The organism is Rhodococcus sp. IEGM 1370, from assembly GCF_033142325.1.
Taxonomy (GTDB): Bacteria; Actinomycetota; Actinomycetes; order Mycobacteriales; family Mycobacteriaceae; genus Rhodococcoides.
In genome coordinates this window covers 1-25,924 of sequence record NZ_JAWLRY010000024.1, presented here as the reverse complement: position 1 = coordinate 25,924, position 25,924 = coordinate 1, and the positions used below count along the sequence as shown (strand labels likewise).

Sequence of the window (25,924 nt, the reverse complement as noted above, 5' to 3'; positions counted from 1 at the left end):
TATTTGCAACAAGTTGGAGGACACGTGGCCAAGGACACCGACCGAATCGAGCGCGAGATCGAGGCCGCTCGCAATCAGCTCGCCAGCACCCTGGACGAGCTGAGCGTCCGTGCCAGCCCCAAGAACATCGTCGCCAACACCAAGCAGTCCGTGGTGGCCAAGCTCAACGAGCCGGCAGTGAAGTTCACCCTCCTCGGAGTGGGCGCAGTGGTGGCAGTTCTCGTGGTTCGCAGGATCTTCAACTGACGCGACAGGTGCTCCGACCAGCCGATTTCACATCTGGCGGCATCTGCTGTTAATGTTTCTCCCGCACCGCAGAGAACACGCGGTGCGGATCGGCGCCATTAGCTCAGTTGGTTAGAGCAGCTGACTCTTAATCAGCGGGTCCGGGGTTCGAATCCCTGATGGCGCACAACGAATGCCCTTGCCAGTGGAAACGCTGGCAAGGGCATTTTTTGTGGTGCATCACCGACCAAGACGTGGGTGTCGCAAATCCGCGAATACAGAATGCGGACCCGCACTTCGGACCGCATACTGGCTCGCGACATGAGACTGCCTTTCGTCACCCTCGCCCTGTCCGTTCTTGTCGGGTGCCTCGCTCTCTCGACCGCACCCGCCTCGGCGGCTCCCGGCGGTGCCGATTTCTACAGTGAGCCCGTCGTAGGCCTGGAGGCATACGCACCCGGGTTCATCCTGCGCCGAGAATCCGTGCCACAGCTGGACGTTCTGGGATCGCACACCGAGCGCATTCTGTACCGGTCGGCCGATCCCCGCGATCGTGCGGTGGCTGTGTCGGGGCTGCTGGTCACGCCGACGCGTGCGTGGTCCGGTCCCGGGCCCCGGCCCGTGATCGCTTATGCGCCAGGCAGTTACGGGGTTGCCGATCGTTGCTCGGGCTCGTCGGAGCTGGGACTGACAACCACGATGCCGGCACTGCTGCCACTACTGGCGCAGGGGTACCAGGTGGTCACGACGGACTATCAAGGGCTGGGAACCCCCGGCGAATACGAGTTTCTGGGTCGGGTCGCCAGTGCCCGCGCCGTGCTGGACTCGGCACGGGCTGCGGCAGGGGAGACCGACGCGCCTGTCGTGCTCTACGGATACTCGGCGGGCGGCGTCGCGTCGGCCGCTGCTGCGGAACTCGCGTCCACCTACGCGCCCGATGTGTCCGTGGTCGGTGCATTCGTCGGTGCCGCACCTACCGATCCTGTGCTGCGCGTCGTGGGCCAGGACGGCTCCGAGTCCGCCGCGACGATGCTGTACACGATCGGCGGTCTGATCGGCGCTAACCCCGACCGGGCCGAACAGATTCGGGCTCTGTTCAACGATCGAGGACGGGCAGCGCTCGATGCGGCACAGGATTTCTGCACGGTCGACGCTCTCACCTACGGACCGTCGCGATCCGAGGACCTCACTGCTGACGGCTCTTCCCTCGGAACGCTCATGACCGGGCCCGTGCTGGGTCCGATGACGCAGGAGAACACCATCGGGTTCACTGCGCCCGTCGCACCCGTGATGATCGTGCACGGCGTCCACGACACCTCCGTCGAGATCGAGCAGAGCCGAATCCTGGTGCAGCGTTGGCGTGCCGCAGGCGCCACCGACATCACCGTCCGGGAGTTCGACTTCGGAACCGGTTGGGTGTCCGCAGTCGACCACACGGCCGCGAACGTCGCTGCCTACCCCGAGCTGATCGGGTGGATGGATCGACTTGTCACACGGGCGTAGCTCGACGATCGAGACGTCGTACGTGATGTAGATCACGCGGGTCCGATGTGTGGTTGCTCCGTTCCGATTCGACTTATCGATCGTGCCGGATCACTTCACCGGCCAGTCGCAGGGTTCTACTGCCTCAGAGAAAGGGACCGAGAATGACCGTCATCGGAAACGGGGCCGCCGTATGAGTGGCCGCAGAAGTCTCTCCAGCCGACTCTTCGAGGGTCTGGGCCGCGTCACGTGGGGCTACGGCAAGCGGAAGCTCGACGAGCGTCGCGCACGCAAACGCGGACGCCGATAAGCCGAACGCTGGGTGTCCGATTTCGGCACCCTCGATCGGTACGGTGCCCGTATGTATGGATTCGAGGTGGGCGACGGAGTCACACCGCTGAGTGGGCCCATGGCAGGTATGTACGGAACCGTGGTCTGGTTCTACGAGGACAAGCAGCAGTTGCTCGTTCGTTTCGGCGCATCACAGCAGATGTACTACGCGGCGGACGAGCTGAAACGATGGGGCGAGTAGCTGCCAACTCGACACCCATCGGAATAATTGAATCTTCACCGATGCTGTTGGAGTCGACCATCCCGAATCGAAAGGTCCCACCATGCATCTGGGCGTAGACAGTTTCGTCTCTTCCGTGACCGACCCGACCGACGGTCGGGTGATCGCTCCCGAGGAGCGAATGGGTCACCTACTGGAAGAGATCGCCCTCGCAGATCAGGTCGGGCTCTACTCGTTCGGTATCGGCGAGCACCACCGCAGCGAGTACTACGACTCGGCTCCGTCGATCATTCTCGCTGCAGCAGCCGCGCGGACCGAGAACATTCGGCTCGGCAGCGCAGTCAAAGTGCTCAGCGCCGACGATCCGGTCCGGGTCTTCCAGGAGTTCGCCACCCTCGATCTGATCTCCAAGGGCCGGATCGATCTCGTCGTGGGACGCGGATCCTTCACCGAGTCGTTCCCGCTGTTCGGTCTCGACCTGGCCGATTACGACTCGCTGTTCGCCGAGAAGCTCGACCTCCTGCTGCAGATCCGTGACAACGTCGAGGTGACCTGGTCCGGTCGGCACCGCCCGGCGCTGAACCGTCAGGGCATCTACCCACGTCCGCTGCAGGATCCGCTGCCGATCTGGGTCGGGGTCGGTGGGACGCCCGAGTCCTTCGCTCGCGCAGGGCTTCTGGGGCTCCCACTGATGATCGCCATCATCGGCGGAGAACCACGACAGTTCGCCCCGCTCGTCGACCTCTACCGTCGCGCCGGAGCGCAGGCGGGCCATCCGCCGGAGCAGCTGAAGGTGGGCCTGCACGTGTTCGGCTTCGTTGCCGAGACCACGACGGCCGCAGCAGACACCATCTACCCCGGCTGGAACGAGATGTTCACCAAGATCTCTCGGGAGCGCGGATTCGCGCGGCCCAGTCGGCAGCAGTTCGACGCCACCGCCGGTCCCAACGGTGCGTTCTTCATGGGAGATCCGAAGACGGTGGCCGACAAGATTCAGCGAGTGAGCGAACAACTGGGCGGAGTGGATCGACTGTCGTTGCAGATGACCAATCCGCGGCTGGCACACAGCGACCTTCTGCGCGGCATCGAGCTACTCGGCACCGAAGTGGCGCCCCTGGTTGCCGGGGCGTAGCGGCCTCGACCCGAAATACCCGTCACACCGGTGGCCAAATGCCCTAGTGGCGCGTCGCCAGGGCAGCGATCGTGGGAGACGACGTAGAAACCGTCTTCGGCCAACGGAGGAACGATGGACCACACGATCGCGGCAACCACATTCGACGGACCGCTCGCGGTCGTGGTCGACGGCTCGCCCACGGACAAGGGGGTGGCCGAATGGGCGGCGCATTTCGCCCGGGCGGCATCGACATCGGTGCACCTCGTCCACGGTGCACCGAAGGACGAGTGGAGTGCGGCCGTCGCCGCCGAGCTGAACACCACCGACTTCCCGACGCGGCTGCGGCAAGAGGGTGAAGGCGTACTCGCCCGCGCCGTCGACGTCGTGCACGGAGTCGATCCCCAGGTGACGGTGGAATCGGAGGTGTCCGAACTGCCGGCTGCACGTATGGCGAAGGCACTCTCCGCGGACGCGGCGATGCTCGTCGTGGGCGCGTGCGAGTCGGGGCCGTTGCGCGACATCGTCTTCGGGTACTCGACGACGGCAATCGTCAACGCCGCGACCTGCCCGGTGCTGGTATGGCACGAGCGTCGCGACGACTCCGGAGCCGAGCCGGCCCCTGTCGCGGTGGGGGTCGATGGATCGGAGCCATCGAAGCGCGCACTGTCGGCAGCGTTCGAGATGGCGAGCATCCTGGGTGCGGAACTGCTCGCCGTCCACGTGGGTGCCGTGCACGAAACCGATCAACTTGACTACGGCCCCTCGGTCGACTGGCAGCACCTTCGTGAGGCAGAACGAAAGTGGTTGCAGGCCAACGTCGACACCTACCGGGACAAGTATCCGACGGTGCCGGTTCGGGCGGTGTCCGTCGGTGCCTCGGCGGCACACGAACTTCGGTCGATCTCCGCGACGTCCCAGGTGTTGGTAGTGGGAAGCCGCGGCCGAAATCGTTTCACCGCAGCGATATTGGGATCAGTGAGCCAGAACTTGGTGCATCACTCCGAATGCCCGGTTCTGGTGGTGCACTGACAACTCCGCCTAGTTCGAGACCCATTCCATTTCGTCGACGCCTGCGACAGGCGTCAGCAGGGAACGGACTTCACCGGCGTACATGGTGCGTTTGATCTCGCCCAGTACCTCACCGCGGGTGCCGGCCAACGCGGCTGCGCGGGCGATGGCGTCGTCGCGCACACGCTCCTGCGTCGAGACGGCGTCGACCAGACCGAGCGCCATGGCGTCGCCACCGCCGTAGCGACGTCCGGTGGTGAGCGCCTCGTGAAAGGCGTGCGGGGCCAACCTCGCTCGCACCATGTCGACGGTTCCGGGGCTGTAGGTCGCACCGATGTTGACGCCGGGAAAGCACAGGAAGCCGCGATCGGAACGCATGATGCGGTGGTCGTGTGCCATCACGAAGAACGCGGCACCGCCGTAGGTGTGACCCTGCATGGCGGCGACGGTCTGCATCGGGAACGTCAGGAAGCGCACCAGCATCTCCTGCACGGTGCCGATGAACCGATTGATCTGATCGAGGTTGTCGGCACCCCACGACAGATCCACGCCGGTGGAGAAGAACTTGCCGGTTGCCGTCGTGACCAGGGCAGCCGGGCCGGAGGAGGACTCCACCTCGTCGAGCAGTGCATTGATCTCGGCAACCCAATCGGGGCTCATGCGATTTTCGCTGTCTTCGACGCCCCGAGTCCCGAGGTTCAGCACGAACACGTCCGCAACGCGATCCAGATATGGCATATCCCGAACGTACCCAGTTTTTCTTGTTCTAGCTCACAACGCGAACCACGTGGCGATTTTCAGGACGAGGAGGTGGCCGACCGACGACGAATCAACTCGCGATGACCGTAGGTGGCACCGAGAATGTCCTCGCGATCTGCCACCGACGAGCCGACTGCACCGGCCACCGTGCCCAGCGACGCAGCGAGCCACGCGAGGGAAAAGTAGTCGCCCAGAGTCGCGGTACGACCGATCTGCATTGCCAGGAATTCCGGTGAGATCACGACTGCCGCCGAGCCCAGCACCACGGCGAACAACAGCGCGTACATACAGAGAGCGCCGGTCAGAACGGTTCCCACGGTGGCTGCGTTGTACATCCAGCGGTCGATCGTGGAACTTCGGAACGATCGCCTCTCCCACAGGCCGTTGGGAAAGATGACCCAGACGGTCATGGCGATCACTGCGGTGAGCCCGATCATGGCCAGTCGGCCGAGGCTCATCGACGCTGCCATCTGCCAGATGCTGGCATAGAACACGCCGAAGGCGGACGCCGCGCTCGCGGCAGCGAGTGCGCCCGACAACGTCGGAACCAATCGCCACGGACGATTGCATCGAATCATCCCCGACACCAACCTGATTCGACCGAAGATGCTCGACGTCAGCAGCACCTCGTCGCCCTCCTCGGAGTCGCTGGAAGCCCAGCGAGACTCGAAGTACCTCCGCGGTGGTCGAGACGAATCGTCGGCTTCGATCAACTCGTGCAACACGGCCAGTGCAGCCGAGACAGCACGTCGTCGAACCGCCAGCGTTCCGAAGGAGGGCACGTACAGCGCGCCGGTCGTACCGTCACGGGTCTCGGCGATCACCGGACGCGACCCGAGACGGCGAGGAACCTCCGACACGCACAACACGATGTCGTAGTCGGCGTCGGCCTTCACCGACGCGAGCCACTGTCCCAGCGGGGCCGCTCCGGTCGCGGTGGGCGGGAGCGGCACCGATGCTCGGGACACGCGGATCTCTCGCCGCTGCCCGTCGATCCTCGCGTGATCGGGCAACTTGGCGACAATGGCAGACGCCACCGTCGTCGCGAAGCCGTCGTCGCTGACCACCCCCACCGAGAGCGGCGCGTCGTCTGCGTCGGTGGTGTCGTCGTTGCCGGTGGTGTCTCGGTTTACCGATTGCGGTCGATCCGAATGCATCCCGATCGCTTACCCGATGGAACTCGAAACACACACCCGATCCGCGACGTCGAGCGAGGTTTGTCGCCGTGCAGACCGGGTAGCGCTTCGACACGACCCAGTGAAAGGAAGTTCCGATGCCGGCGAAGAAGAGCGAAGCCGAAGACCAACCACAGCTGAAGGACCAGGGCCTGTACGACAAGCTCCGCGAGGAGGGCAACTCGAAGGAGAAGGCCGCCCGCATCTCGAACGCCGCCGCGAAGAAAGGGCGAGATCAGATCGGTAGGAAGGGTGGAGAATCCGGATCCTACGAGGACTGGACGGTCGACGAATTGACCGAGCGAGCCAAGGAATTGGGTCTCGAGGGCTATTCCAAGCTGAACAAGGAAGAGCTGATCGACGCGTTACGCAAGCACTGATTCACCGCGGGCGAAGAGACGAGTAGTACTCCTGCTGTGATGGGTAGTAATCGTCGAAACTCGGGTGCGGGTCGCCGTTTCCGGCGGCGACGAACATGTCGAGGTAGTACTCCCACCCCGGTCCGATGTCGCCCAGGCCGTCCGTGCTCGTGCAGCTGTGTACGAGCACGAGAACGGTCGCAGGGCCTGTCTCGGTCAGACGGACCTCGAGTGGCCATTCGACTTCGCCGGTCATCCGCACTGCCAGAAGGCCCGGCGGCTCACACGCGTCGATGATCATGTCCGATGCCGGCGCGTCCTCCTCGAATGCCATCGTGACGCGAATGGTGTTGTGCGAGATCCGCTCCCACGGACCGAACCACTGTGCCGTCCAGGACGATTCGGTGAGGCGTGCCCACACGTCCTCACGCGGAGCCGAGATGGTTCTGGTCAGCTCGAGAGCGACGCCTGTGTCGGTGCTGCGCAACGTTCCTGTGGGGGTAGGTGCCATCGACCGATTATGCATCTCGGTCAGCTCGGGGCGTAGAGCTTGTCCACCAGGCCGAGGGTCCACAGCGCGGTCAGCGGGCCGCCGTCGTTGGTGAACTTGTCGGTCCGGACGATGCGGTCGGTGCGCACCGCCGGCAATCCGGTCCAGAGCGGGTTGGCGTTCATCGCCTGCAGATCCTGCTCGGACGTGATGGCGGCAATCATGGCCACCGCGTCGGATGCGGCAGTGACATTCTCGGGGCCGTACTCGATTTCGGGATCGGCGTCGTTCCAAGCGGAGGCGAACCGGGCTCCCACGTCTCCGAGCACGATGGACGGCACTCGTTGCCTGCCCACCGAAATTCCACCTTCCTCGGACGTACTGATCGGCAGGACCGCGGTGTTCGCGATCGCGTCGGCATGCCGCACGATGAGCTCGTCGACGCGAGAGTCGTACTCGGCCACGATCGTTGCCGCTCGGTCCTGCAGGTTCAGTGCATCACCTACCGTGGTCACGTCCTGTTGCCAGCTGACACCGCTGCCGGTGGACCCCACCGGCAGCACCGGTGCGATGTCGCTGAGCTGGCCGTATATCTCCTCGACCACTTCGTCGCGCCCGATGATCAGATCCGGCGCGACTCGCGCGACCGCCTCGAGGTCGACCGTGTTGCGGGGATACAGCTCCGGCACGCCGTCGGCGAGCAACATCCGAGTCGGTTCGGTCAGCGGCCCGGCCATCTCCGGCGGAGCCTCGGTTTCCACCGGCATCCCGACTATGGGTAGGTCGAAGGCCAGCGCGATGTCGAGATCGCGTCGGCCGTCGATAACGACCACCGAGTCGATCCGTTCCGGCACCACGATCGTCCCGAACTGTGTGGCGACCGGTCGGCCTGCCGCGTCGTCCGCCGGTTCGGCAGCGGAACTGCACGACGTGATCAGCGATACGGCAACAAATGCGGCAACGGTTACGGGCGCGAGGGGGAGAGTCTTCACTAGTTAAGTAAAGCAAACCTAAGTCGGAAGTGAAGAACCGGTCAGTCGTCGAACTCGATGCGGACCGAGATCGGATCGGTCTGGAGCGCTCGGAAGCCGGCTCCGATGATGCGTCCGAGGACGGGATTGCCGGAGAACGACCGCGCTCTGACGACGACATCGTCATCGGGAACGAATGTGGCTGTGCCAGTGCGCCATCGGTTGCCCACGCGAATTCGGATTCTGGGCTCGTCTGTGATGTTTGCGCCCCAACCGGACCTGGTGCCGTGCTGCGACACCAGCCACGCACCGGAATCGTCGAATGCCGCCGACACCGGCACGCGACGGGCGAGCCCGGTCTTGCGTCCTATGGTCTCGAGGTCGGTCACCAGGGAGGTCGTCACTCCCAGCGACGTCAATCCGTTCACGATGGGATTGGCGACATACTTTCCGATCAAGCGCTCGCGGCGAAACTTCGTCACGGCAGCAGAGGTGTCCACCCGAGCGGAGCCTCGACGATTACGGAACGCGTCCCAGCCGTTGCGCTGCAGCATCGTGGCCGCAGTCTTCCACGCCGGGCGGCTCGAATTCGGCTGCCGCCCAGCGCCGATGAGCTGCAACTGGTCGGTGTGCCACTGCAGATCGAGAGCGCCGTTGATCTGCTTGAACGCGCTCGACTTCGACGGGACGCGCAGAGCCACGCGCGGCGATTCGACTCGATCCACTGTGCCGTCGACCAGTGATGTCGCGACGGCCGGGGCGAGGGCAGTCGGACGGCCGAGACCGACCATGTCGCACTCACCCGATTGCACTGCCGTGCTCATGACCGAGCGGGTACGGAAGCCGCCGGTGACCGCCAATGGCACTGTTCCGGCCGCGTCGCGCACGGTCCGCGCGTACTCCAGGAAGTACGCCTCCCGATCGCGGGTGCTCGCGGTGCCCATCATCGCGGGTGATTCGTAACTGCCACCGCTGATTTCGATCAGATCTATCGATTCCCGAACGAGATGCTCGACGGTGATGCGTGATTCTTCCTCGCTGAACCCGCCGCGTTGGAAGTCCGCCGAGTTCAGCTTGATTCCCACCGCGAAACTCGGCGACACCGCCGCTCTGATTGCGCGGACGACTTCGATCACGAACCGCATGCGTCCGTCGAGGTCGCCGCCCCAGGCGTCGTCGCGCCTGTTCGACAGAGGGGAGAGGAACTGCGAAACCAGGTAGCCGTGCGCGCCGTGGATCTGGACGCCGTCGAAACCGGCCGTCTCGGCCACGGCCGCCGCAGTGGCGAATCGGCCGATGATGTCGTGAATCTCGTTCTCGCTCAACGCGCGAGGTGCCGGGATGCCCGGAATGTTGGGGGCGATGGCGGACGGTGCAACGGGCTTGGTGCGGGTGACGATCGGATTGGCCTGCCGGCCAGGGTGATTGAGTTGCATCCAGATGGGGGCACCGCCGTCGGACGTCGCTTTCGCCCAACGGGCAAGCGCTTCACGGTCTCGGTCGTCCTCGATGACGACATTGCCCGGTTCGCCGAGATGGGACCGATCGACCATCACGTTGCCGGTCACCACCAGGCCGTAGCCGCCCGCGCCCCACTGGCGGTACAGCGTTTCGAGGCGGGAGTCCGGGCCGTGCTCGGCGGTGGACAGTCCTTCGCTGAGCGCTGCCTTCATCACACGATTCGGCAGGATCTGCCCGCAGGCGAGGGTGAGCGGGCTGCTCAGGTCGATCACGTCGGTGTCAGGGGACATGCGTTGCTCCGGTTCCGGGACTGCGGCTCCAGCTATGATGGACAACATAGCTACAGAACGACTGTAGGTGTAACGAGACGTCACGTCAATCATTGTGGCGTCCGTGGGAGGGGTTCGGATGACGAATCGAAGCAGTGCTCGGGACGACATGCTGCGCAGCGCTGCCCAGCTGTTTCGTCGACGCGGCGTCGACGCCACCTCGCTGGCCGACGTCATCGATCACGCGGGCGCTCCCCGCGGCTCGATCTATCACCACTTTCCCCGCGGCAAGCCTCAGCTGGTGGAAGAGGCGACGCGTACTGCGGGAGCCGAGATGAGCGCGATGATCTCGGCCGGCCTGGCGTCGGCCGGTCCGTCGGCGACCGTACGGGCCATTCTCGAGGGATTCCGCAGCGAACTGCTGGCCACGGATTTCGTGGCGGGGTGTCCCGTCGCGCCGGCCGCGCTCGAGGGGCTGCATGCGCCGCAGGCCGTTGCCGCGGCGGGTGAGTCCTTCTCGTCCTGGGAGGACGTGATCGCGGCGTCCCTGTGGCAGCGCGGATTGACTCGCGAGCGGTCGTACGCGTTGGCGACCTTTGCGATCGCGGCCATCGAAGGTGCGCTGATCATGGCCAAGGCGCAGCGCTCGACCACGGCTCTGGATCGGACCGAGGGGGAGTTGTCGGCGCTGCTCGAGGCGGTTCTGGAGGCCTCGGCGGGCCGCTGACGTCGACCAGAAAGAGTCGGGCGATGTTGCTATAACTATCAGTTACATCTAAATTCCCTTCAGGAACTATGCCGACCGTCATAGTCGAAGGGATTCCGATGTCGTCACCCACCACCTCCAGTCAGCCAGTGAAGTTGCCGCAGTTCCGTCGGCGATGCCTCGCGCTGATCGTGATCTGCGCAGCCGAGCTGCTCGTCGTGCTGGACAACACCGTCGTCAACGTCGCGCTGCCCTCGATGGGACTGCAGCTACGTGCCGATATGAGCGGCCTGCAGTGGGTCGTCGACGCATACACATTGACGTTCGCCGGACTGCTGTTGGCGTTCGGTCACCTCGGCGATCGCTACGGCCGCAAGAAGGTCATGATTTTCGGGCTGGCGGGCATCGCTGTGATGTCGATCGGCGGCGCTGTCGCCGCCGATCTGGGACAGGTGATCGCGGCGCGAGCGGCCATGGGAGTGTGTGCGGCCGCAGTGTTTCCGGCGACCCTTGCCCTGATCATCAACATCTTCACCGATGCCAAGGAGCGAGCGCTGGCCATCGCGGCCTGGACTGCCATGGCGGGCTTTGCCATCGCAATCGGCCCGACTGCCGGTGGGTTTCTGCTCGAGCACTTCTCGTGGCACTCGGTGTTCTGGATCAATGTTCCTGTGGCACTGCTCGTTCTGGTGGCCGCGCTGGCCTGCGTACCGGAGTCCAGAGCAGAGCACGTCGGGAAGTACGACCCCCTGGGTATTGCGCTGTCGTTGGCCGGCATCACCGTGCTGGTCTGGGCGATCATCGAAGCGCCACACAACGGTTGGCTGTCTGCAACGAGCATCGGAGCCTACCTGGCAGGATCGGCAGCCATCGTCGCGTTCGTGTGGTGGGAGCTGCGGACACCGTCTCCGGTACTGGACCTGAACCTGTTTCGGAACCGGCGATTCTCACTGCCCGCCTTGGCCATTGCCGTGGCGTACTTCGGTATGTTCGGCTTCCTGTTCATGATCACCCAGTACTTCCAGGGTGTGATGGAGTTGACCCCACTGCAGTTCGGCGTTCACTCACTGCCCTTCGCAGTATCCATCGCCATCGGTGCGCCGCTGGCGACGATCATTGCGCAACGCATCGGAACCACGGCGGTGATCGTTTTCGGGCTGATGGTGATGAGCATCGGGATGTTCATCGCAGGTCAGGTGGAGGTCGAAACGCCCTATCTGGGGCCGGTTCTCGTCTCGATGGTGCTGATGGGCCTCGGCTTGGCGATCGTGCAGGGCCCTGCCACCGAGTCGATCATGTCCTCGGTGACGCTCGACGAAGCAGGTGCGGGCTCCGCGGTGAACGACACCACCCGAGAGGTCGGCGGAACGCTCGGAGTTGCCGTGCTCGGATCGATCGTCGCGTCGATCTACACCTCACAGGTGAGTCCGAAGATCGACGCGATACCCGACGCGATAATGGAGCCTTACCAAAAGGCGTTCGCTCGCGAAACGGTCGTCAGCGTCATCGAAATCGGGAAAGCGCCCACCGACCCGATCTTCGCGACGCAGAAGGCTGACCTGATCCACGCGATGAAAGCGGCCTCGCTGGAGGGCTTTCAGCTCGCGTCGTTCGTGACCGTCGGTGCCGCTGTGGCATGTGCGCTTGCCGTCGCATTGTTCCTACCGTGGCGACGACCCGAGGGAAACGGTGTGCTACTTGCGTGGCGCGACACCGCAGAGGGCGACAAGATCAGTTGAACGGCGTGCCGCCGGTGACCGCGATGGTCTCGCCGGTGATGTAGCTCGATTCGTTCGATGCCAGGAAGACATAAGCCGGTGCCAGCTCTGCAGGTTGACCCGGTCGTCCCAGCGGGACGGTCTCGCCGAACTTCTCGTACTTCTCCGCCGGCATCGTGGCCGGGATCAGCGGCGTCCAAATAGGCCCGGGTGCAACGGCATTGACGCGAATTCCGCGTTCGGCGAGATCGCCGGCGAGACCCTTGGTGAACGCTACGATTCCGGCCTTGGTGGTGGCGTAGTCCATCAACTCGGGAGAGGGATTCGATGCCTGGATCGAGGTGGTGTTGATGATGGTGGAACCCGCGTCCATGATTTCGGCAGCGCGTTTCGAGATCCAGAAGAGGGCGTACAAGTTGGTCTTGAGTACGCGGTCGAACTGCTCGGTGGTGATGTCTGCGATGCCGCCCATCTGCGCCATCTGAAACGCGGCGTTGTTGACGACGATGTCGAGCCCGCCGAGAACCTCGGACGCGGTGTCGACCAATCGCACGCACTGCGACTCGTCGGTCAGATCACAGGCGATGGCTCTACCGGCGCGGCCCGCTCCCTCGATGAGGTCGACGGTGGTCTGCGCGTCCGGACCTTCGGATTCGAGGTGTGCGATGACGACGTCGGCACCCTCGCGCGCGAATGCCAGTGCAACGGCACGGCCGATACCCGAGTCGCCGCCGGTGATCAATGCTTTACGGCCGTGCAGGCGATCCGATCCACGGTAGGAATCCTCGCCGTGATCGGGAGCGGTGACCATGTCGCGGGTCAGTCCGGGGTGCTCGAGACGACCCTGTTCGGCCCGATCGGGCATCGGAAACGCGGTGGTGGGGTCGGATTTGCTGAACTGGTCGGACATTGTCGATCCTTGCCTCGGTGTGCGTGAAATGCTCCACGCGGCAAGTCGAACGAGCCGCTTCGATTCCGTGGAGACGACTCGCGGCACATGTGCCGTCCCGAGTCGCTGTCCTCCTCGGGTTTGCCGAATCGGCCGGACCGCAAACCTCCACCGGTCAGGCGGCGCGCGGATCCGCCCCGATCGTCACCGCGCCCAGTGCGTCGAGAACGATGCGCGCGGGCCGCGTCGGAGCGAAGACCTCGAGGCGGCCCGCGCTGCGGGTGACAGCGTCGAGGACCACGCACGCAGACCCCGAATACATGAACGTCACTGCCGACAAGTCGAGCAGCACAACCGATTCGCCGTGCAGGGCCTCATCGATCGCCCGCGCCAGATCGGCACGAGACCCATGGTCGAGATCGCCCGTCGCGCGAACGACAGTCAGACGAGGGGAGTAGAGCTCGGTGCCGATGAAGTAATGAGCATTGCCGCGCCCGACACGTGCGAGGCGAGAATCGAAGTGGTCGGTGACAGTCACGGTGCGAACCTCTCAGTTCGGATGGCCTAACGACCGACGTGCACGGGGTGGAACCCGAGGGCTACAGGTTCCAGTGCAAGCCGTGCGGCAATCCTGACAGCGCAACGTCACCGAATCGAGGCCTGATCATCACGGACCGATAGCTTGTCGGTAACGATTAGGTAACGGCGGATATGACGCAGCTGAGCGTCGTTCAGGGCAGTGTGTGGCCCGCCGTCCGGAACAGGCGGTACCACTCCTGCCTGGTCAGGCGTAGGTCCGAACCCCCGGCGGCTTCGACGACTCGATCAGGACTGGTGGTACCGAGCACGACCTGGATATCGGCCGGGTGCCTGGTGATCCAGGCCGTTGCCACCGCCGACGGCGTCGACCCGTACACGTCGGCGATCTCGTCCAGTGCCACGTTCAGATCCGGGTAGTTCTCGCGGTCGCCCACGAACACGCCGGACGGCGTCCCGCTCTGGAACGGTGACCACGCCTGCAAGGTGATGCCGCGCGTTCTTGCGTAGTCCAGTAGACCGTTGTCGCGGTCGATCGACTGGTCCTCGGCGCCCATGTTGGCGGTCAGGCCCGCCGCGATCAACGGCGAGTGCACGATGCTCAGCTGAACTTGATCGAACAGAATCGGTTGATCGACAGCCGTTTTCAGCAACTCGATCTGTCCGGGTGTGTGATTGGAGACGCCGAAGCCCAAAACCTTGCCCGACGCGTGCAGGTCGTCGAACGCTGCTGCGACCTCCTCCGGCTCGACGAGGGTGTCCGGCCGATGCAACAGAAGGGTGTCCAGGTGATCGACGCCGAGGGCTCCGAGTGACGCCTCGACCGTGGTGACGATGTGGTCCTTGGAGAAGTCGAACCAGCCCTCGCGAATGCCCACCTTGCTCTGGATGCTGATGCGCTCGCGCTGCGACGGGGTCAACGTCACCGCATCGCCGAATCGTTTCTCGCACGTGTGCGGTGACCCGCCGTAGATGTCGGCGTGGTCGAACACCGTCACGCCCACGTCGAGCGCGGTGGCCACCAATCTCCTGATCCGGTCGTCGTCCAGATCGGTGATGCGCATGAACCCCAGCACGATGCTCGAGACGTCTGTCCCGGTGTGGGGGAGGGGGAAGGTTCGCATGTCGGTTACTCGAACTCCAGACGCATGGATTGGGTGGTTGCCTGCAGCAGCAGGGCGAAGCCGGTGAAGGAGACGACGATCGGAGCCCACAGAACCACCGCCACGAACGTATCCACACCGCGCTCGACGACGATGTAGACCGCGACGACAGTGGTGCCGAGCAGGCAGAGAGCGATGTGGGTGGCCAGCCGCCACTTGTCGAAGAAGAAGCCGGCAAGCATGCCGATCGGGATGAGGAACGCGCATTTTCCGAGCGTGACCTCGGGTGCGAAATCTGCCGTGATGGTGGCACCGAAAATTGCGAAGTTGGCGATGACGACGAAGGCGAACGCCTGCCCGAGCGTCGGCCATGGACCGAACCACCAGAACGCGCCCATGATGTACGCGGCGATCATGCACGTCCACTGCACGATCGAGGGGATCGACGTCGTGGCTCCGTAGCCGAATGCGAGCTCGAGGGTCACGACCACAGCCATGGCCAGGGCTGCCGCAGAGACGATGCGTTTGACGGCGGTGGTCAACGCGAGGCTGGTCATCACGCCGATACACCATTGATAATGCTCGTTGGATCTCGTCACGGCGCGAGTCATATCAGCCCCCATCGTTCCCATCGGGCCCCGATTCAAACACAGCCGTCGGGGCCTGGGGTCGGCTTCGTTCGATTTCCTAACCGAATACGCGCGGTCGGGCGGTCTGTCAGTCGGTGAGACGGTGCAGAAGTTCGGGCAGTGTCCGGCCGATGTCGTGGCGGCTGGCAACACGGTGTCTCGCAGTGTCCCCGAGTGCGCGTCGTCGGTTCGAATCGCCGATGACCGTGGAAATGGCTGCGGCGAGGGCTGCTACGTTGCCGGGTTCGACGAGAATTCCTGCACCGTCGGCGAGGAACTCGTGGGTGCCGCCGTGGTCGGTTCCGATCACCGGCAGCCCGTGTGACATCGCTTCGAGCACCGACAACGGACCCGCCTCCGGCGACGTACTCGAGGAAACGACCACGTCCCACCTCTGTAGCGCCGATTTCGCGTCCGTGTGCCCGAGGAACTCGACACGACCCGCGAGGTCCGATCGAGACGCTCGCTCGTGAAGTTCTGCGACGTAGTCACGATCACCGGGGAAGCTGCCGCCGGCGAGTTCGACACGGATCTCGGGGAGTGTGGCCACGGCGTCGAGCAGAACTCGATGGCCCTTCCACGGCGTGAGGAGGGCAAGTATGCCGACGACCGGCGGGGCGTGCAGCTCACCGCCGAAACGCGGAACCGGCCATGGAACTCCGTTGTGTGACACCACGACCGGGAGTCCGGCCGCGCGCAGGGGTACAGCGGTGGCTTCCGATACCGAGACTGCGACGCGAACGGCCGACCGTGCGAACCGCACCACCACGCGCTGTTTGGCAGAGGTCATGGTGTCGTGGACGAGCCACGACGCACCGCGAGGGGGCCGGGCCAGCCGTGCGACCGGGAGCGCGAAGAGTGAGTTCACGACGGTGACGGTGCCCGGTGCCCGGGCAACCGTACGCACCGCGCGTGCTGCGGTGACCCACCGCGCCGACATGCGTGCCGCTGCGACGCCTCGGGCGGCTCCTCGTTCACCACCGAGCCCCAGTTCGCCGATGGGGATGTGTCGCGTCGCCGTGGGCACTCGGTCGGTCAGGGGGCCGGAGGGACATGCGATCACAGTGTCGTAGCCGCGGCGCTCGGCCTCGTCGATCAGATCCAGAAGCACCTTTTCGGCACCGGAGACCTGCCCGGTGTGGGCCAGGAACAACACCGTCGATCCAGCGGTCATGATCGAGCCCCGTTCCTGTCAGAATGCATCTCGGAGTAACAAGACGGGGTCATCGCACATGCGCCGCAGTGCTGCGTCCACCACACCGACGTCGATCATCTTGCTGCAGAACGATGCCGTGTAGGTCCGCCCACCCGCAATCTCGGCAATGAGCATGGTGCAGCCATCCGGGCCGTCGGGCTCGAGTGATGCCGCCATCTGCGGCGGCCTGCCGTCGTCGGCCCAATCGAGGTGGTCGAAGACGCGCAGTCGCCCGAGGTCGCTGACGGCCAACCTCAAGGTCTCGGGAACCTCGACGACCGAATCGGTCTGCGCGCGAGCGGAAGACCGAAATCGCGTCGCAGCATCGCGCAGTAGCGACATTCCCAACACCGCTATCGGCCATCCCGATTCGATCACCTCGCGCATTGCCGCAGTGATACCGACGGGTGTCGTGCCCGACGGGAGGTGAAGCGGAATGCCGACGGCAAAGTTCCCGTGCGAACTCTGCTGCGCCGGATCGAGATAACGCCTGCTGTTGAACAACACCATGATGTGATCGTCGATGTCGACGCCCTCGGCCCGCAGCGCTGCGCTCCACAGCGCCGTCGAGATCGACGCGGCGGTCGCTCCCGGCATGTACTCGGCCGTCCAGTGCTTGAGTTCGTCCACTCGGGTTCGGTTCATGTACCCGGCGCGGCTGACTTTCGCGGACTCCCAGTTCTCGATTCTGCGACGTGGAGCAGAATCGCCGTCGGCCTCGGCTCGGTGGCGACCGCGCAACTTCCAGAAGTCCGCCAATGTCTTCGGATGTCGAGAATAGTGACGCCACAGCGCTTTCCACGTTGCGCTGGCCGGTAATCCTGTCGCGAGCGCGGGAACCAGGGTCCCATCGGCGTCGTCGGAGAAAGCCGCCAGCATCATGACGCCGATCTGGCCGTCGCCGATTCCGTGCGAGTAGTCGACAGCGAGATGGTCCTCGAACACGATCACCTCGAGCGGTCCTCTCGCACCGTCTCGCCGTCGAATGTCGGTGAGCATACGGCCCAGATCGTCGGTGGCTCCGGTGCCGGCCGTGACATTGTCTCCGGCGATGTCGCTGCGGTAGCGCCATTGTCGTGTATCCGACCGCGGTTCGAGCGCAACGTGGGGTGTCCGGGCGACACGTTCGGCGGCGCGCAGCGTTGCGCGTGTGCGCTCGATGTCCAGGCCACGAACGGGGCCGACGGCAGTCACTATCCGGGTGTCGGCGAAGACTCGGTCCAGTGCGGTCGAACGATATCGGCGTTCAGCGGACCGCATCGACTACCTCCTGCATACGACTGCGGAACTGGGCCCTCGAGAAACCCTCTGCCCACGTGCGAATCTCTCTGCGGTCGAAGTCTCCGGGAGCGAACGAGCGCATGGCGTCGGCGAATCCGGCGACGACTTCCTCGTCCGACCCCGGTGGCACATGCACTCCTGTCTTTCCCGGTACGACCGAGTCCATGGCACCGCCGTCGCCCAGCGCAATCACGGGAGTCCCGCAGGCCATGGACTCGACGGGGACGATGCCGAAGTCCTCCACTCCCGGCATCAACAGGGCCCGCGTCGTTCGGTGCAGTTCGAGGAGTTTCTCGTGTGAAACTCGGCCCAGGAAGGTCGTTTTCGGACCGGCGAGTGCACGGCAGGCGTCCATTGCTCGTCCGTCTCCGGCCACCACGAGCGGAACGTCGGCCTCGGCAGCGGCCCGGACTGCGATATCGGGCCGCTTGTAGGGAACGAGGCGTCCGGCGAGGAGGAAGAAGTTCTCTCGCTCGACGGACGGATCGGGAACGAAGCCCTCGGTGTCGACGGGCGGATGGACCACCACTGCGTCGTCACGGCCCCACCAATCCTCGATGCGACGTGCGACTGCAGTCGAATTGGCCACCACGGTGTTCAGTTTCGGGGCGGCAGCGATCTCGCATCGACGGGCAACGGCCGACAGTGCCGTCAGTATCGCTGCTCCTGCTCGTCCGCCACCTTCGCCTGCGCGTAGTTCGGGGTCCCAGGCCCATCGTGCCGGGCTGTGTACGTAGGCGATCACCGGGGAGTCGGTGGCGAACACGGCTTGAGTGGCGAATGCGTGGTGACTCACCACGACTGCATCGAAACCGTCGAGCGGCATGCGCCGAAAGGCGAGCGGCATCATCGGCAGAACGGGTGCGTACGACCGTTGGCCCAACGCGTTGTACACACGATTGAGGGCGGTCGTGTGCGGCTCCCGGCCGATTCCCGACGGAACCCCGGCGGGCCGAGAGATGGGCGCGAACACCTCGGCCGCAGGCCAGTGCAGCGCGAGCTGTTCGATGACGTGCTCGGATCCGGCGATCTCGGTGAATCTTTCGTGTACGACGGCAATTCTGTCAGCTGGCATGGCGTTGGCCTTCCGGTGCGATCGTCTGCGCGGTCTGTTCCACCCGTCGGATCGAGTTCTTGCTCTGCAGGACCAGATGCACGGGAATGTCGAACTCGTCGAGCTGCCGCAGCGCGGCAGTTGCCGCCTTCTTGTCGCGCCCACGTGTCGACACCAACACCACGACGGTCTCGACGTCGCCCACGTCGGTGTGCTGCCACCACTGCTCCGACAACCCGAATTCTTCGGTGACCCGAGGACGTTCGCCTGTCCGATCCGGATCATGAGTCGAGGCCGTCACAGCGCCCTCGCCGACCAACAGGACGATCACGTTGTCGCCCTTGGGCGCAGCGTGCCGAGCACCCCTGGAGACGGGTCTATCGCCGCGTTCGAGTGCTGCGATCCGCGCGGCCACGGCGGGCGGCATGGTGTCGCTCGCCGTCGGGTCGAATTTCGCTCCGTGTTTGCGAGACACCCGACGAGCCCAGGACCGAGAGGGCTTGCGTCCGAGACGTCCTCGCAGCAACACGATCAGTTCGGCTGCAACGATCAGTGCGGCGAGCCCGGCGACGAGTGCCTCCGAGACCGGTTTGGGTGACACCGGTGTGGTGCTCTGGTCGGGGTTCGACAGCACGACCAGTCGGTCTCCGCCCGCAGTGGCCTCCAGCTCGCTCAGGCGGGTGCGCAGTTCGGCCAGTTCCGACACGGATGCGGGCCGGCTCGGGTCGTCGGCGGGCAGAGCGTCCACTCGCGCCTGTTGCGCGTCGATCGCGGACTGCGCTTCGTCGGTTCGCTCTCGCGAGTCACGAATCGCGTTGGCAGTGCTGGTACTTGCCATCGTCGACACCATCGCGCGAGCCAGATCTGCGGCGAGCTCAGGAGAACGGGTCGTCACCGTGACGGTCAGCAGTGCAGGTGAAGTACCGGGGGAGAGTTCTACGCTCGACGCCAGCTCGGCAGCGTTCAGTCCGGAGTCGACCTGTGTGAGGACCTGATCGAGCACGCTGCGATCGGTCGCCAATTCCACGAACGGTGCGCGCATCTGCTCGATGAACGCGTCACCGGGAACGAGGCTTTGGGCCGGTTCGATCTCGGCAATGACCGACGCGGCGTACTGCTTGTCGGTGAGTTCGCTCCTGAGGTAGAACACGCCCGCACCCACCAGCACAGCAACGATCACGGCGGGCAGCAGTGCCCGGCCGAGTTCTCGCATGTGTCCCGCGAGGTCGATAGGTGGGGGCACGTCGCCCCGGTGTACGGCATCGTGGACGGACATCAACCGTGTACCCTTCCGTCGTCGATGCGAGCGGACGTACCGCTTCGGAGATTCGTGGAGCCGACAGGCTCGATGATAGCCGGGCTCGTATGCCGTTCGCGTAGCCGTGCCGCTCGTGAATGAAACTGCACATCAACAACATTCGAAGAACGGGCACAACGGTCTTCTACCTTCGTGAAACCCGACTTCGACTCCGCAGGGCGGGGTCCGAATCGGGCGATGTGTCCGTTGTGTCGATGGTCATTCGGAACGCGCACGGTGACGTCCTTTCTCGGCCGGTCCCGGAAGTGGTGACTCGACGAGTCCGATGGCGACGAACACGTATAGCAAGAGTGCGACCAGCAAGGCTGCCGCAACCGAGACGAGCAGCCACAGGCCCGGATAGTGCTGCACCAGGAACCAGCCGCCGACCGTAGTGGCTGCGGTGACCACCAGTATCACCGAAATGGATTGCACGGGAAGCAGTCCGGATATGGGCATGCTTCGCGCGATCACGATCCACAGCAGAACGAGAGTGGTGCCGATCGTCACGACGGTGGAAACAGCGGCTCCGTCGTACGACATCCGCGGGATCAGGAACAGATTCAACCCGACGTTCAGGGCCAGACCGACCAGTGCCACCACGGGGTAGTGTCGCTGCATTCCGGCCGACGCGAGCAGGAAGATTCCCAGCATCACCAACGACATCAGCGCCGCGCCTATGACGAGTAATCGGGCTGCGTGAGCTCCGTCGACGAACCGTTCGCCGTACAGCAGCCCGATCAACGGCTCGGCCGACGGTACGAACGCCGCGACAGCCATTGCGCCGAAGAGTGCGAACAGCAGTGCGGCCGAACGCGAGCGTGCGCGAAATGCGGTGGTGTCGTGGGGCCACGACGCGACGAGCAAGGTGCTGATCGGTGCGACTGCCGCCAACACGAAGGTGTCGATCATGTCCGAGAATTTGTAGCCGATGGAATACAGTCCCACGGCTTCGAACGTGTCGAGCAGGCTGAGCATCAGCATGTCGATCTTGAGCATGGCGATGGTGAGGGCGAAGCCGATCGCGAGTGGCACGGCCTCTTTCAGGTAGGGCCCCCAGCGACGAATGTCGATGTGCCGCGACGGTCGCAGGCCCATCGAACGGTTGCCGATGCCGAAACCCTTGGTCACCAACTTGAACACTTCGTTGGCCACGGCCGGGAGAACGAAGATCAGCAGGGTGGGGGCCAGCACGGCGGCCAGCACGGTCAACGCCAATTGGATTGCTTGCCCGGCGCTTTCGGCAACGGCCACGAGTACCAGGCGGTGACGGCTCTGAAAGAGCACGCTCAGTGCGTGACCCGGGGTTGCGAACACGACCACCAGTCCGCCGACCACCGTCGCGAGGACCACCTCGCTCGGATATTGCAGCAGCAGAACGTATGCGACGGCCAGTACGTACCCCACCAAACCGAGCACGGTTCGGAGCGCCAGGAACGCCGACGCCGTTCGACCGATTTCCTCGGAATCGTCGTCCATCAATTTCGCCAGCACGACGCGTCCGACCCCCAGATCGGTCACGACGGACATCAAGCCCAGCAGCGCGAAGACGAAGCTGAACTGGCCCCACTCGTCCGGTCCGAGGGACCTCGCGACGACGACGCTGCCCACCCACCCCAGCGTCGCGATGATCACTCTGCTGATCAGAACGGCAATCGTCGCTCTGGCCGCGGCTTTCGGATCCGCTGCGATCGCGCGGTAGTCCGGTGGCTGCTCGGTGCCGTCGAGCGCGAGCTCCTCGGCCATCAGACGATGCCCGCGGCTCGATACGCGTCGGCGGTGAGCTCCGCCGTTCTACGCCAGCTGATCTCGCGGGTGGCTACGGCTGCCGCGTCGAGAAGAGCTGCGCGCGCGTCCCCGTCGAAAGCGAGTGGTTTCATCGCCTGTACCCAGTCGTCCACGTTCTCGGACTCGACGAGAACGGCGCCGTCGCCGACGACGTCGGGGAGGGCACCGACGGCACTGGCGACGACCGCGCCGCCCGACGCCATCGCCTCGACGGGCGGGAGCCCGTAGCCCTCGTACCGAGAGGCGTACGCAGTGACTGTCGCGGCAGCGTAGAGGCCGGGCAGATCCTCGACATCGACGTACCCGAGCCCCCGGGAATTGCGAGGGGCGTGGGGACCGGTGGAGCCGGCCCCGGCCAGCAGACACGGTATTCCGAGACTCTCCGCCGCGTCGGCCACGAGCTGAACGTTCTTGCGGGGCTCCACCGTTCCGACCTGCATCACGAAACGGTCCGGCAAGTCGTACTTGCGCCGAACCAGATCTATCCGGCTGTCGGTGGGGACAGCGGCCCACGCTGCGGGTGCCAAACCGACCACCGTGGCGTCGCGGCCGCTGACCGCCTTGATTCGATCGGCGGTGAACTGTGAGACCGCAATGAGCAGATCTGCGCGGCGCAGTGCGCGCCGTACCAGTCTCTGTTCGCCCAACGCGCGAAACCGACTGGAGGCCGACGGCATGTCGATGACCGACAGGTCGTGCACCGTGGCAACCGTGAAGGCCTTGGTCAGAAACGGTAGGTCGACGTCCAGGCCGTGCACCACATCGCAACGACCGACGGGGAGGGCACCGAGCACTGCACGAGCCGCACCGCTGGTGACAGGCCGTTCCAACGCCGTGACCGAGGGCGGGAGCTCACCCACGGCGTCGCGCTGCACGGACGCGGCGAGATCGGCATCGGGTAGGCACTGGGGGAGCTCGTTCAGGAGCTCGCGAATGTAGGTCTGTACTCCGCTTCCTCCCGGCCTGAGGGCGAGCGCCCCGAAGACGATTCGTGTTGCGCTGCTGCGCATCCCACCACTCCTAACAAGAGCCAGAAATAGACATCGATCGGAAAGATCTCGAAATACGTCGAGACGAGGCTGGCGAACATCGCTGCGACGATGGAAGCGCCGACGCCCAGGGCGAGCGCACCGTCGTTGCCCGGTAGCGCCCGGGACAGGCGGGTGCACCACAGCAGCGACGTCACGAGCAAGGCGACCACTGCCCACAGGCCGATCGGTCCGAGTTCGAGCAGTGCCTTCACGTAGTAGTTGTCGGGCTGGTAGTTGGTCGAGAGCCCCGATTGCGTGAACGCGACACCCTCGGCGGTGGAAATGCGGTCTGCCGCAGACCCACTCGATCCCAGCCCCGTCCCGAACGGGTGAATCAGGATGCTGGCGATGATGTTGGCCCATCCGTCACCGCGCTGACCGAGGCTGCTCGACGAGAAGAACACCGATGTGATGTTGGGGACGAACGGAACAGCCGCGGCCACCGCGACCGCGGCCACCGCCAGGGGGGCGGCGAGATAGCGGAAGCGGACCGCGATCAGGTATATCGCCCCCACTCCGAGTCCCAGAATGGCTCCGCGCACGATCGAACTCGACATGGCGACCACCATCATCGGAGTCGCCCACAGAAACAACATGTTTCGCCGTCGACGCGGATCGGCCAGCGCCACCGCACCGCCGACCAGCAACGCCAACATCACGTACAACCCGAACGGGAACGGCAGGTTGAACGTACTGAACGTGCGCAGTAGCCCGCCCGATGTGCGGACCTGAGTGCCGTATTCGTAACCCAGCGACACCAGTGCGGCTGGCCCGGCCAGAAGTTGCGCGATGCCGACCGCCGACGTGAACACGCCCATGCCCATGAGAACGGAGACGAGGTGGTCTCGGTCCGTGGCGTCGAACGGCGCGAGCCACATGACGACCACCAGCAGAATGTAGAAGAAGGTCACCTTGATGCCGAACACGCCGACAATTCCGAAGGTGGCGAACGCAGACACGCTGCCGAACACGACGAAGACAGCAGCGGCGGGCCACCACGGCATGAAGACCCGAGGCATCGAGCCACGGACGTGTCGCGGTCGGCGTAACCACGCGCACAGAACCGTGAAGACGACCAGGCCTTCCTTCCAGCCCGACACCACCCCTGGCAGGGGCACCAGAACCAGAAGGCCGTGCAGCGGAACGAATGCTGCGAGCAACAGCACGCCGCGCTGCGGGCGGCGGTAGATCGCCGATGCCACCGCGCAGCCGAGCGCGAGGACGACCGCTGCGCCGAAAGCGAGCGCAACGTACGTGATCACGGGGTGACCAGAACGTGGCCGTGTTCGGCGGAGACCACGATCAGTCCTCGGCGCGCTTCAGCACGGCCAGGACGGTGAGGAACAGTATCTTGACATCGAGCCACACCGACCAGTTCTCGATGTAGTAGTTGTCCCACTCGGCGCGGTCCGCGATGGACGTCTGGCCGCGGAGGCCGTGCACCTGAGCCCATCCCGTCACGCCTGCCTTGACGCGGTGCCGCTCCCCGTACCTACGGATCTGCATCTCGAACAGGTCGACGTATTCGGGTCGTTCCGGGCGCGGACCGACCAGACTCATATCGCCGCGAAGTACGTTGAGTAGCTGCGGAAGTTCGTCCATCGAGGTCTGCCGCATGATCTTTCCGATGCGCGTTCGTCGGTCGACACCCTCGACACCGCCGGGTGCGTCCCCGGCCTTTCGCTCGAACTCGGCGTCGGACGCACGTGGAGGCCGCATGGAGCGAAACTTCAGACAATCGAACGGCAATCCGTCGCGGCCGATTCTCTCCTGCTTGAAGAAGATCGGGCCAGGTGAGCTCAGGCGCACGAGCAGCATCAGCGTCAGAAAGACGGGGGAGAGCAACAGAAGCCCGAACGCGGTGAGAACCCGATCGAGAAGTCCTTTGAGAGCGAACTGCCATCCCTTGGGGTTCACATGCGGGAGCACCATCAACGGCAGGCCGCCGATGTGCTCGACGCGCGTGTTGACCCCGACTGCGTCGTACAACCTGGGTACCACCCACACCCGCATACCGAGCCGATGCGCAATCCTGATGGCGGCGATCAACTCCCGATCCTCGGTCGGTGCGAACGTGACGATCAACTCCTCGGCACCGGTCTTGCGGGCAACCGTTTCGAAATTGCTGGGGAGTCCGAGGTGCGGCAGGTGGGGCACCTCGCCGTTCGAGGAGACGTCGGCAACCGGAGCCTCGCCCACATAACCGATGGGTTCGAGACCGTACTCCGGGAACTGCTTTGTGCGCGAGACGAGTTGGTGCGCGATCGGGTCGTTTCCCAGCACGATGGTCGGCGCTGCGGATCCGAACCTGGTGCGCAGCGTGCGCTGGAGAACGACTCGTGTCAATCGAGCGATCGCGATCGTCAAGGCGCTCAGCAACCACAGTCGCAGCACGACCTCACTGGGACGGTAGTCGGTGTCTGCCAGGAACATCACGACCAGCAGAGCGAGCGCCGCGAAGGCGACAGCGGTTTCGGCAGGACCGATCTCGTCGAGGAAGTTGCGCCGGAGACTGCGTCGGTACATCGACTTTCCGGCGAGGATTCCGATCAGCAGTGGCAGGAACAGCCATGGGAGCCAACCGGTGTCGGTGAGACTGCCCGAGTGCCAGAGCAAGGCTCCGATCAGAGCGACGGCTGCAGCGAGCACATCCACCGCGACGCTGATCGCGGTGTTGAGGGGATCGACTCGAAGCCGATCCACAAGGGGGCGACCGGTTGCAACGGTGTCGGCCTCGGCGGCCCGCGGGCGAGTGCGCGGTGATTCCAGTGTTTTCGGCACAGCTACTTCCGGTGGCTAGCCTCGGGCTTTCACGCTGGCGTGTAGGCGAGGCGTGTCAGATAGAAAGAATGTTGCTCTGAGCTGGGAGAAT

Annotated in this window: 25 protein-coding genes and 1 tRNA gene; 9 read left to right on the top strand and 17 right to left on the bottom strand. The window is 64.7% G+C overall.

The window, feature by feature from the left end; genetic code table 11:
* The first annotated feature begins 24 nt into the window (after positions 1-24).
* The 6 genes from R4P47_RS21930 (at position 25) to R4P47_RS21905 (ending at position 4,361) form a co-directional block, all read left to right on the top strand.
* A complete protein-coding gene (locus R4P47_RS21930) occupies positions 25-246 on the top strand; it encodes a DUF3618 domain-containing protein (protein WP_032375974.1) in 222 nt (73 codons plus the stop codon).
* Between the two features lie 92 nt (positions 247-338).
* A tRNA-Lys gene (locus tag R4P47_RS21925) sits at positions 339-412 on the top strand.
* Positions 413-546: 134 nt separating this feature from the next.
* Positions 547-1,728, top strand: a complete 1,182-nt coding sequence (locus R4P47_RS21920; protein WP_317785726.1) for a lipase family protein — start codon at positions 547-549, stop codon at positions 1,726-1,728.
* 340 nt (positions 1,729-2,068) lie between these two features.
* Positions 2,069-2,239 carry a hypothetical protein gene (locus tag R4P47_RS21915; protein WP_156516187.1) on the top strand — a complete coding sequence of 57 codons (171 nt, stop codon included), beginning with the start codon at positions 2,069-2,071 and terminating at the stop codon, positions 2,237-2,239.
* An 82-nt stretch (positions 2,240-2,321) separates the two neighbouring features.
* Positions 2,322-3,350: an LLM class flavin-dependent oxidoreductase gene (locus tag R4P47_RS21910; protein ID WP_149406313.1), complete on the top strand. Its 1,029-nt coding sequence runs from the start codon at positions 2,322-2,324 to the stop codon at positions 3,348-3,350.
* A gap of 114 nt (positions 3,351-3,464) precedes the next feature.
* Positions 3,465-4,361, top strand: coding sequence for a universal stress protein (locus R4P47_RS21905; protein WP_269595855.1), 897 nt, complete (start codon positions 3,465-3,467; stop codon positions 4,359-4,361).
* 9 nt (positions 4,362-4,370) lie between these two features.
* Here the strand turns inward: R4P47_RS21905 and R4P47_RS21900 are convergent, their stop codons facing one another.
* Positions 4,371-5,078 carry an enoyl-CoA hydratase/isomerase family protein gene (locus R4P47_RS21900; RefSeq protein ID WP_283347868.1) on the bottom strand — a complete coding sequence of 236 codons (708 nt, stop codon included), beginning with the start codon at positions 5,076-5,078 and terminating at the stop codon, positions 4,371-4,373.
* A 59-nt stretch (positions 5,079-5,137) separates the two neighbouring features.
* Positions 5,138-6,256, bottom strand: a complete 1,119-nt coding sequence (locus R4P47_RS21895; RefSeq protein WP_317785725.1) for a hypothetical protein — start codon at positions 6,254-6,256, stop codon at positions 5,138-5,140.
* A 116-nt stretch (positions 6,257-6,372) separates the two neighbouring features.
* On the opposite strand from R4P47_RS21895, the gene R4P47_RS21890 reads away from it, so the two are divergent.
* A complete protein-coding gene (locus tag R4P47_RS21890; protein WP_317785724.1) occupies positions 6,373-6,654 on the top strand; it encodes a Rho termination factor N-terminal domain-containing protein in 282 nt (93 codons plus the stop codon).
* Position 6,655: 1 nt separating this feature from the next.
* Here the strand turns inward: R4P47_RS21890 and R4P47_RS21885 are convergent, their stop codons facing one another.
* The 3 genes from R4P47_RS21885 to R4P47_RS21875 are packed head-to-tail and all read right to left on the bottom strand — an operon-like array spanning position 6,656 to position 9,845.
* On the bottom strand, positions 6,656-7,144 hold the full coding sequence (locus R4P47_RS21885; protein ID WP_317785723.1) for an SRPBCC domain-containing protein: 489 nt from the start codon (positions 7,142-7,144) through the stop codon (positions 6,656-6,658).
* A 20-nt stretch (positions 7,145-7,164) separates the two neighbouring features.
* Complete coding sequence (locus tag R4P47_RS21880) at positions 7,165-8,115, bottom strand: ABC transporter substrate-binding protein (RefSeq protein WP_317785722.1); 951 nt, start codon at positions 8,113-8,115, stop codon at positions 7,165-7,167.
* Between the two features lie 41 nt (positions 8,116-8,156).
* Positions 8,157-9,845, bottom strand: coding sequence for a nitroreductase family deazaflavin-dependent oxidoreductase (locus R4P47_RS21875; protein ID WP_317785721.1), 1,689 nt, complete (start codon positions 9,843-9,845; stop codon positions 8,157-8,159).
* Positions 9,846-9,963: 118 nt separating this feature from the next.
* Between R4P47_RS21875 and R4P47_RS21870 the strand changes: the two genes are divergently transcribed.
* Together R4P47_RS21870 and R4P47_RS21865 are read left to right on the top strand one after the other, a co-directional pair.
* Positions 9,964-10,551 (top strand): TetR/AcrR family transcriptional regulator, encoded by a 588-nt coding sequence (locus tag R4P47_RS21870; protein ID WP_262498397.1) that lies wholly within the window; start codon positions 9,964-9,966, stop codon positions 10,549-10,551.
* Between the two features lie 98 nt (positions 10,552-10,649).
* Entirely contained in the window at positions 10,650-12,269 is a 1,620-nt protein-coding gene (locus R4P47_RS21865) for an MFS transporter (protein WP_317785720.1), read from the top strand.
* Here the strand turns inward: R4P47_RS21865 and R4P47_RS21860 are convergent.
* The 12 genes from R4P47_RS21860 to R4P47_RS21805 all read right to left on the bottom strand — a co-directional run bounded on the left by R4P47_RS21860 (position 12,262) and on the right by R4P47_RS21805 (position 25,833).
* On the bottom strand, positions 12,262-13,158 hold the full coding sequence (locus R4P47_RS21860; RefSeq protein WP_317785719.1) for an SDR family oxidoreductase: 897 nt from the start codon (positions 13,156-13,158) through the stop codon (positions 12,262-12,264). The two genes, R4P47_RS21865 and R4P47_RS21860, sit on opposite strands and share 8 nt — an antisense overlap.
* Before the next feature lie 154 nt (positions 13,159-13,312).
* Positions 13,313-13,675 carry an STAS domain-containing protein gene (locus tag R4P47_RS21855; RefSeq protein ID WP_317785718.1) on the bottom strand — a complete coding sequence of 121 codons (363 nt, stop codon included), beginning with the start codon at positions 13,673-13,675 and terminating at the stop codon, positions 13,313-13,315.
* Positions 13,676-13,868: 193 nt separating this feature from the next.
* A complete protein-coding gene (locus R4P47_RS21850; protein ID WP_317785717.1) occupies positions 13,869-14,798 on the bottom strand; it encodes an aldo/keto reductase in 930 nt (309 codons plus the stop codon).
* 5 nt (positions 14,799-14,803) lie between these two features.
* On the bottom strand, positions 14,804-15,334 hold the full coding sequence (locus R4P47_RS21845; RefSeq protein ID WP_317785744.1) for a giguanylate cyclase: 531 nt from the start codon (positions 15,332-15,334) through the stop codon (positions 14,804-14,806).
* Between the two features lie 160 nt (positions 15,335-15,494).
* Positions 15,495-16,580 carry a glycosyltransferase family 4 protein gene (locus R4P47_RS21840; protein ID WP_317785716.1) on the bottom strand — a complete coding sequence of 362 codons (1,086 nt, stop codon included), beginning with the start codon at positions 16,578-16,580 and terminating at the stop codon, positions 15,495-15,497.
* An 18-nt stretch (positions 16,581-16,598) separates the two neighbouring features.
* Positions 16,599-17,861 carry a hypothetical protein gene (locus R4P47_RS21835; RefSeq protein ID WP_262498396.1) on the bottom strand — a complete coding sequence of 421 codons (1,263 nt, stop codon included), beginning with the start codon at positions 17,859-17,861 and terminating at the stop codon, positions 16,599-16,601.
* Positions 17,848-18,957, bottom strand: a complete 1,110-nt coding sequence (locus R4P47_RS21830; protein ID WP_269595842.1) for a glycosyltransferase — start codon at positions 18,955-18,957, stop codon at positions 17,848-17,850. The genes R4P47_RS21835 and R4P47_RS21830 overlap by 14 nt, the downstream gene beginning before the upstream one ends.
* Positions 18,947-20,179, bottom strand: a complete 1,233-nt coding sequence (locus R4P47_RS21825; RefSeq protein WP_317785715.1) for a hypothetical protein — start codon at positions 20,177-20,179, stop codon at positions 18,947-18,949. Before R4P47_RS21825 ends, R4P47_RS21830 begins: the two co-directional genes overlap by 11 nt.
* A 273-nt stretch (positions 20,180-20,452) precedes the next feature.
* The gene (locus tag R4P47_RS21820; protein WP_317532829.1) at positions 20,453-21,979 is read right to left on the bottom strand and encodes a flippase; all 1,527 of its coding nucleotides are present in this window, start codon (positions 21,977-21,979) and stop codon (positions 20,453-20,455) included.
* Complete coding sequence (locus tag R4P47_RS21815; RefSeq protein ID WP_269595838.1) at positions 21,979-23,031, bottom strand: glycosyltransferase family 4 protein; 1,053 nt, start codon at positions 23,029-23,031, stop codon at positions 21,979-21,981. The genes R4P47_RS21820 and R4P47_RS21815 overlap by 1 nt, the downstream gene beginning before the upstream one ends.
* A complete protein-coding gene (locus R4P47_RS21810) occupies positions 22,941-24,314 on the bottom strand; it encodes an O-antigen ligase family protein (RefSeq protein ID WP_317532827.1) in 1,374 nt (457 codons plus the stop codon). The genes R4P47_RS21815 and R4P47_RS21810 overlap by 91 nt, the downstream gene beginning before the upstream one ends.
* 40 nt (positions 24,315-24,354) lie before the next feature.
* On the bottom strand, positions 24,355-25,833 hold the full coding sequence (locus R4P47_RS21805; protein ID WP_317785714.1) for a sugar transferase: 1,479 nt from the start codon (positions 25,831-25,833) through the stop codon (positions 24,355-24,357).
* Between the last annotated feature and the right edge of the window lie 91 nt (positions 25,834-25,924).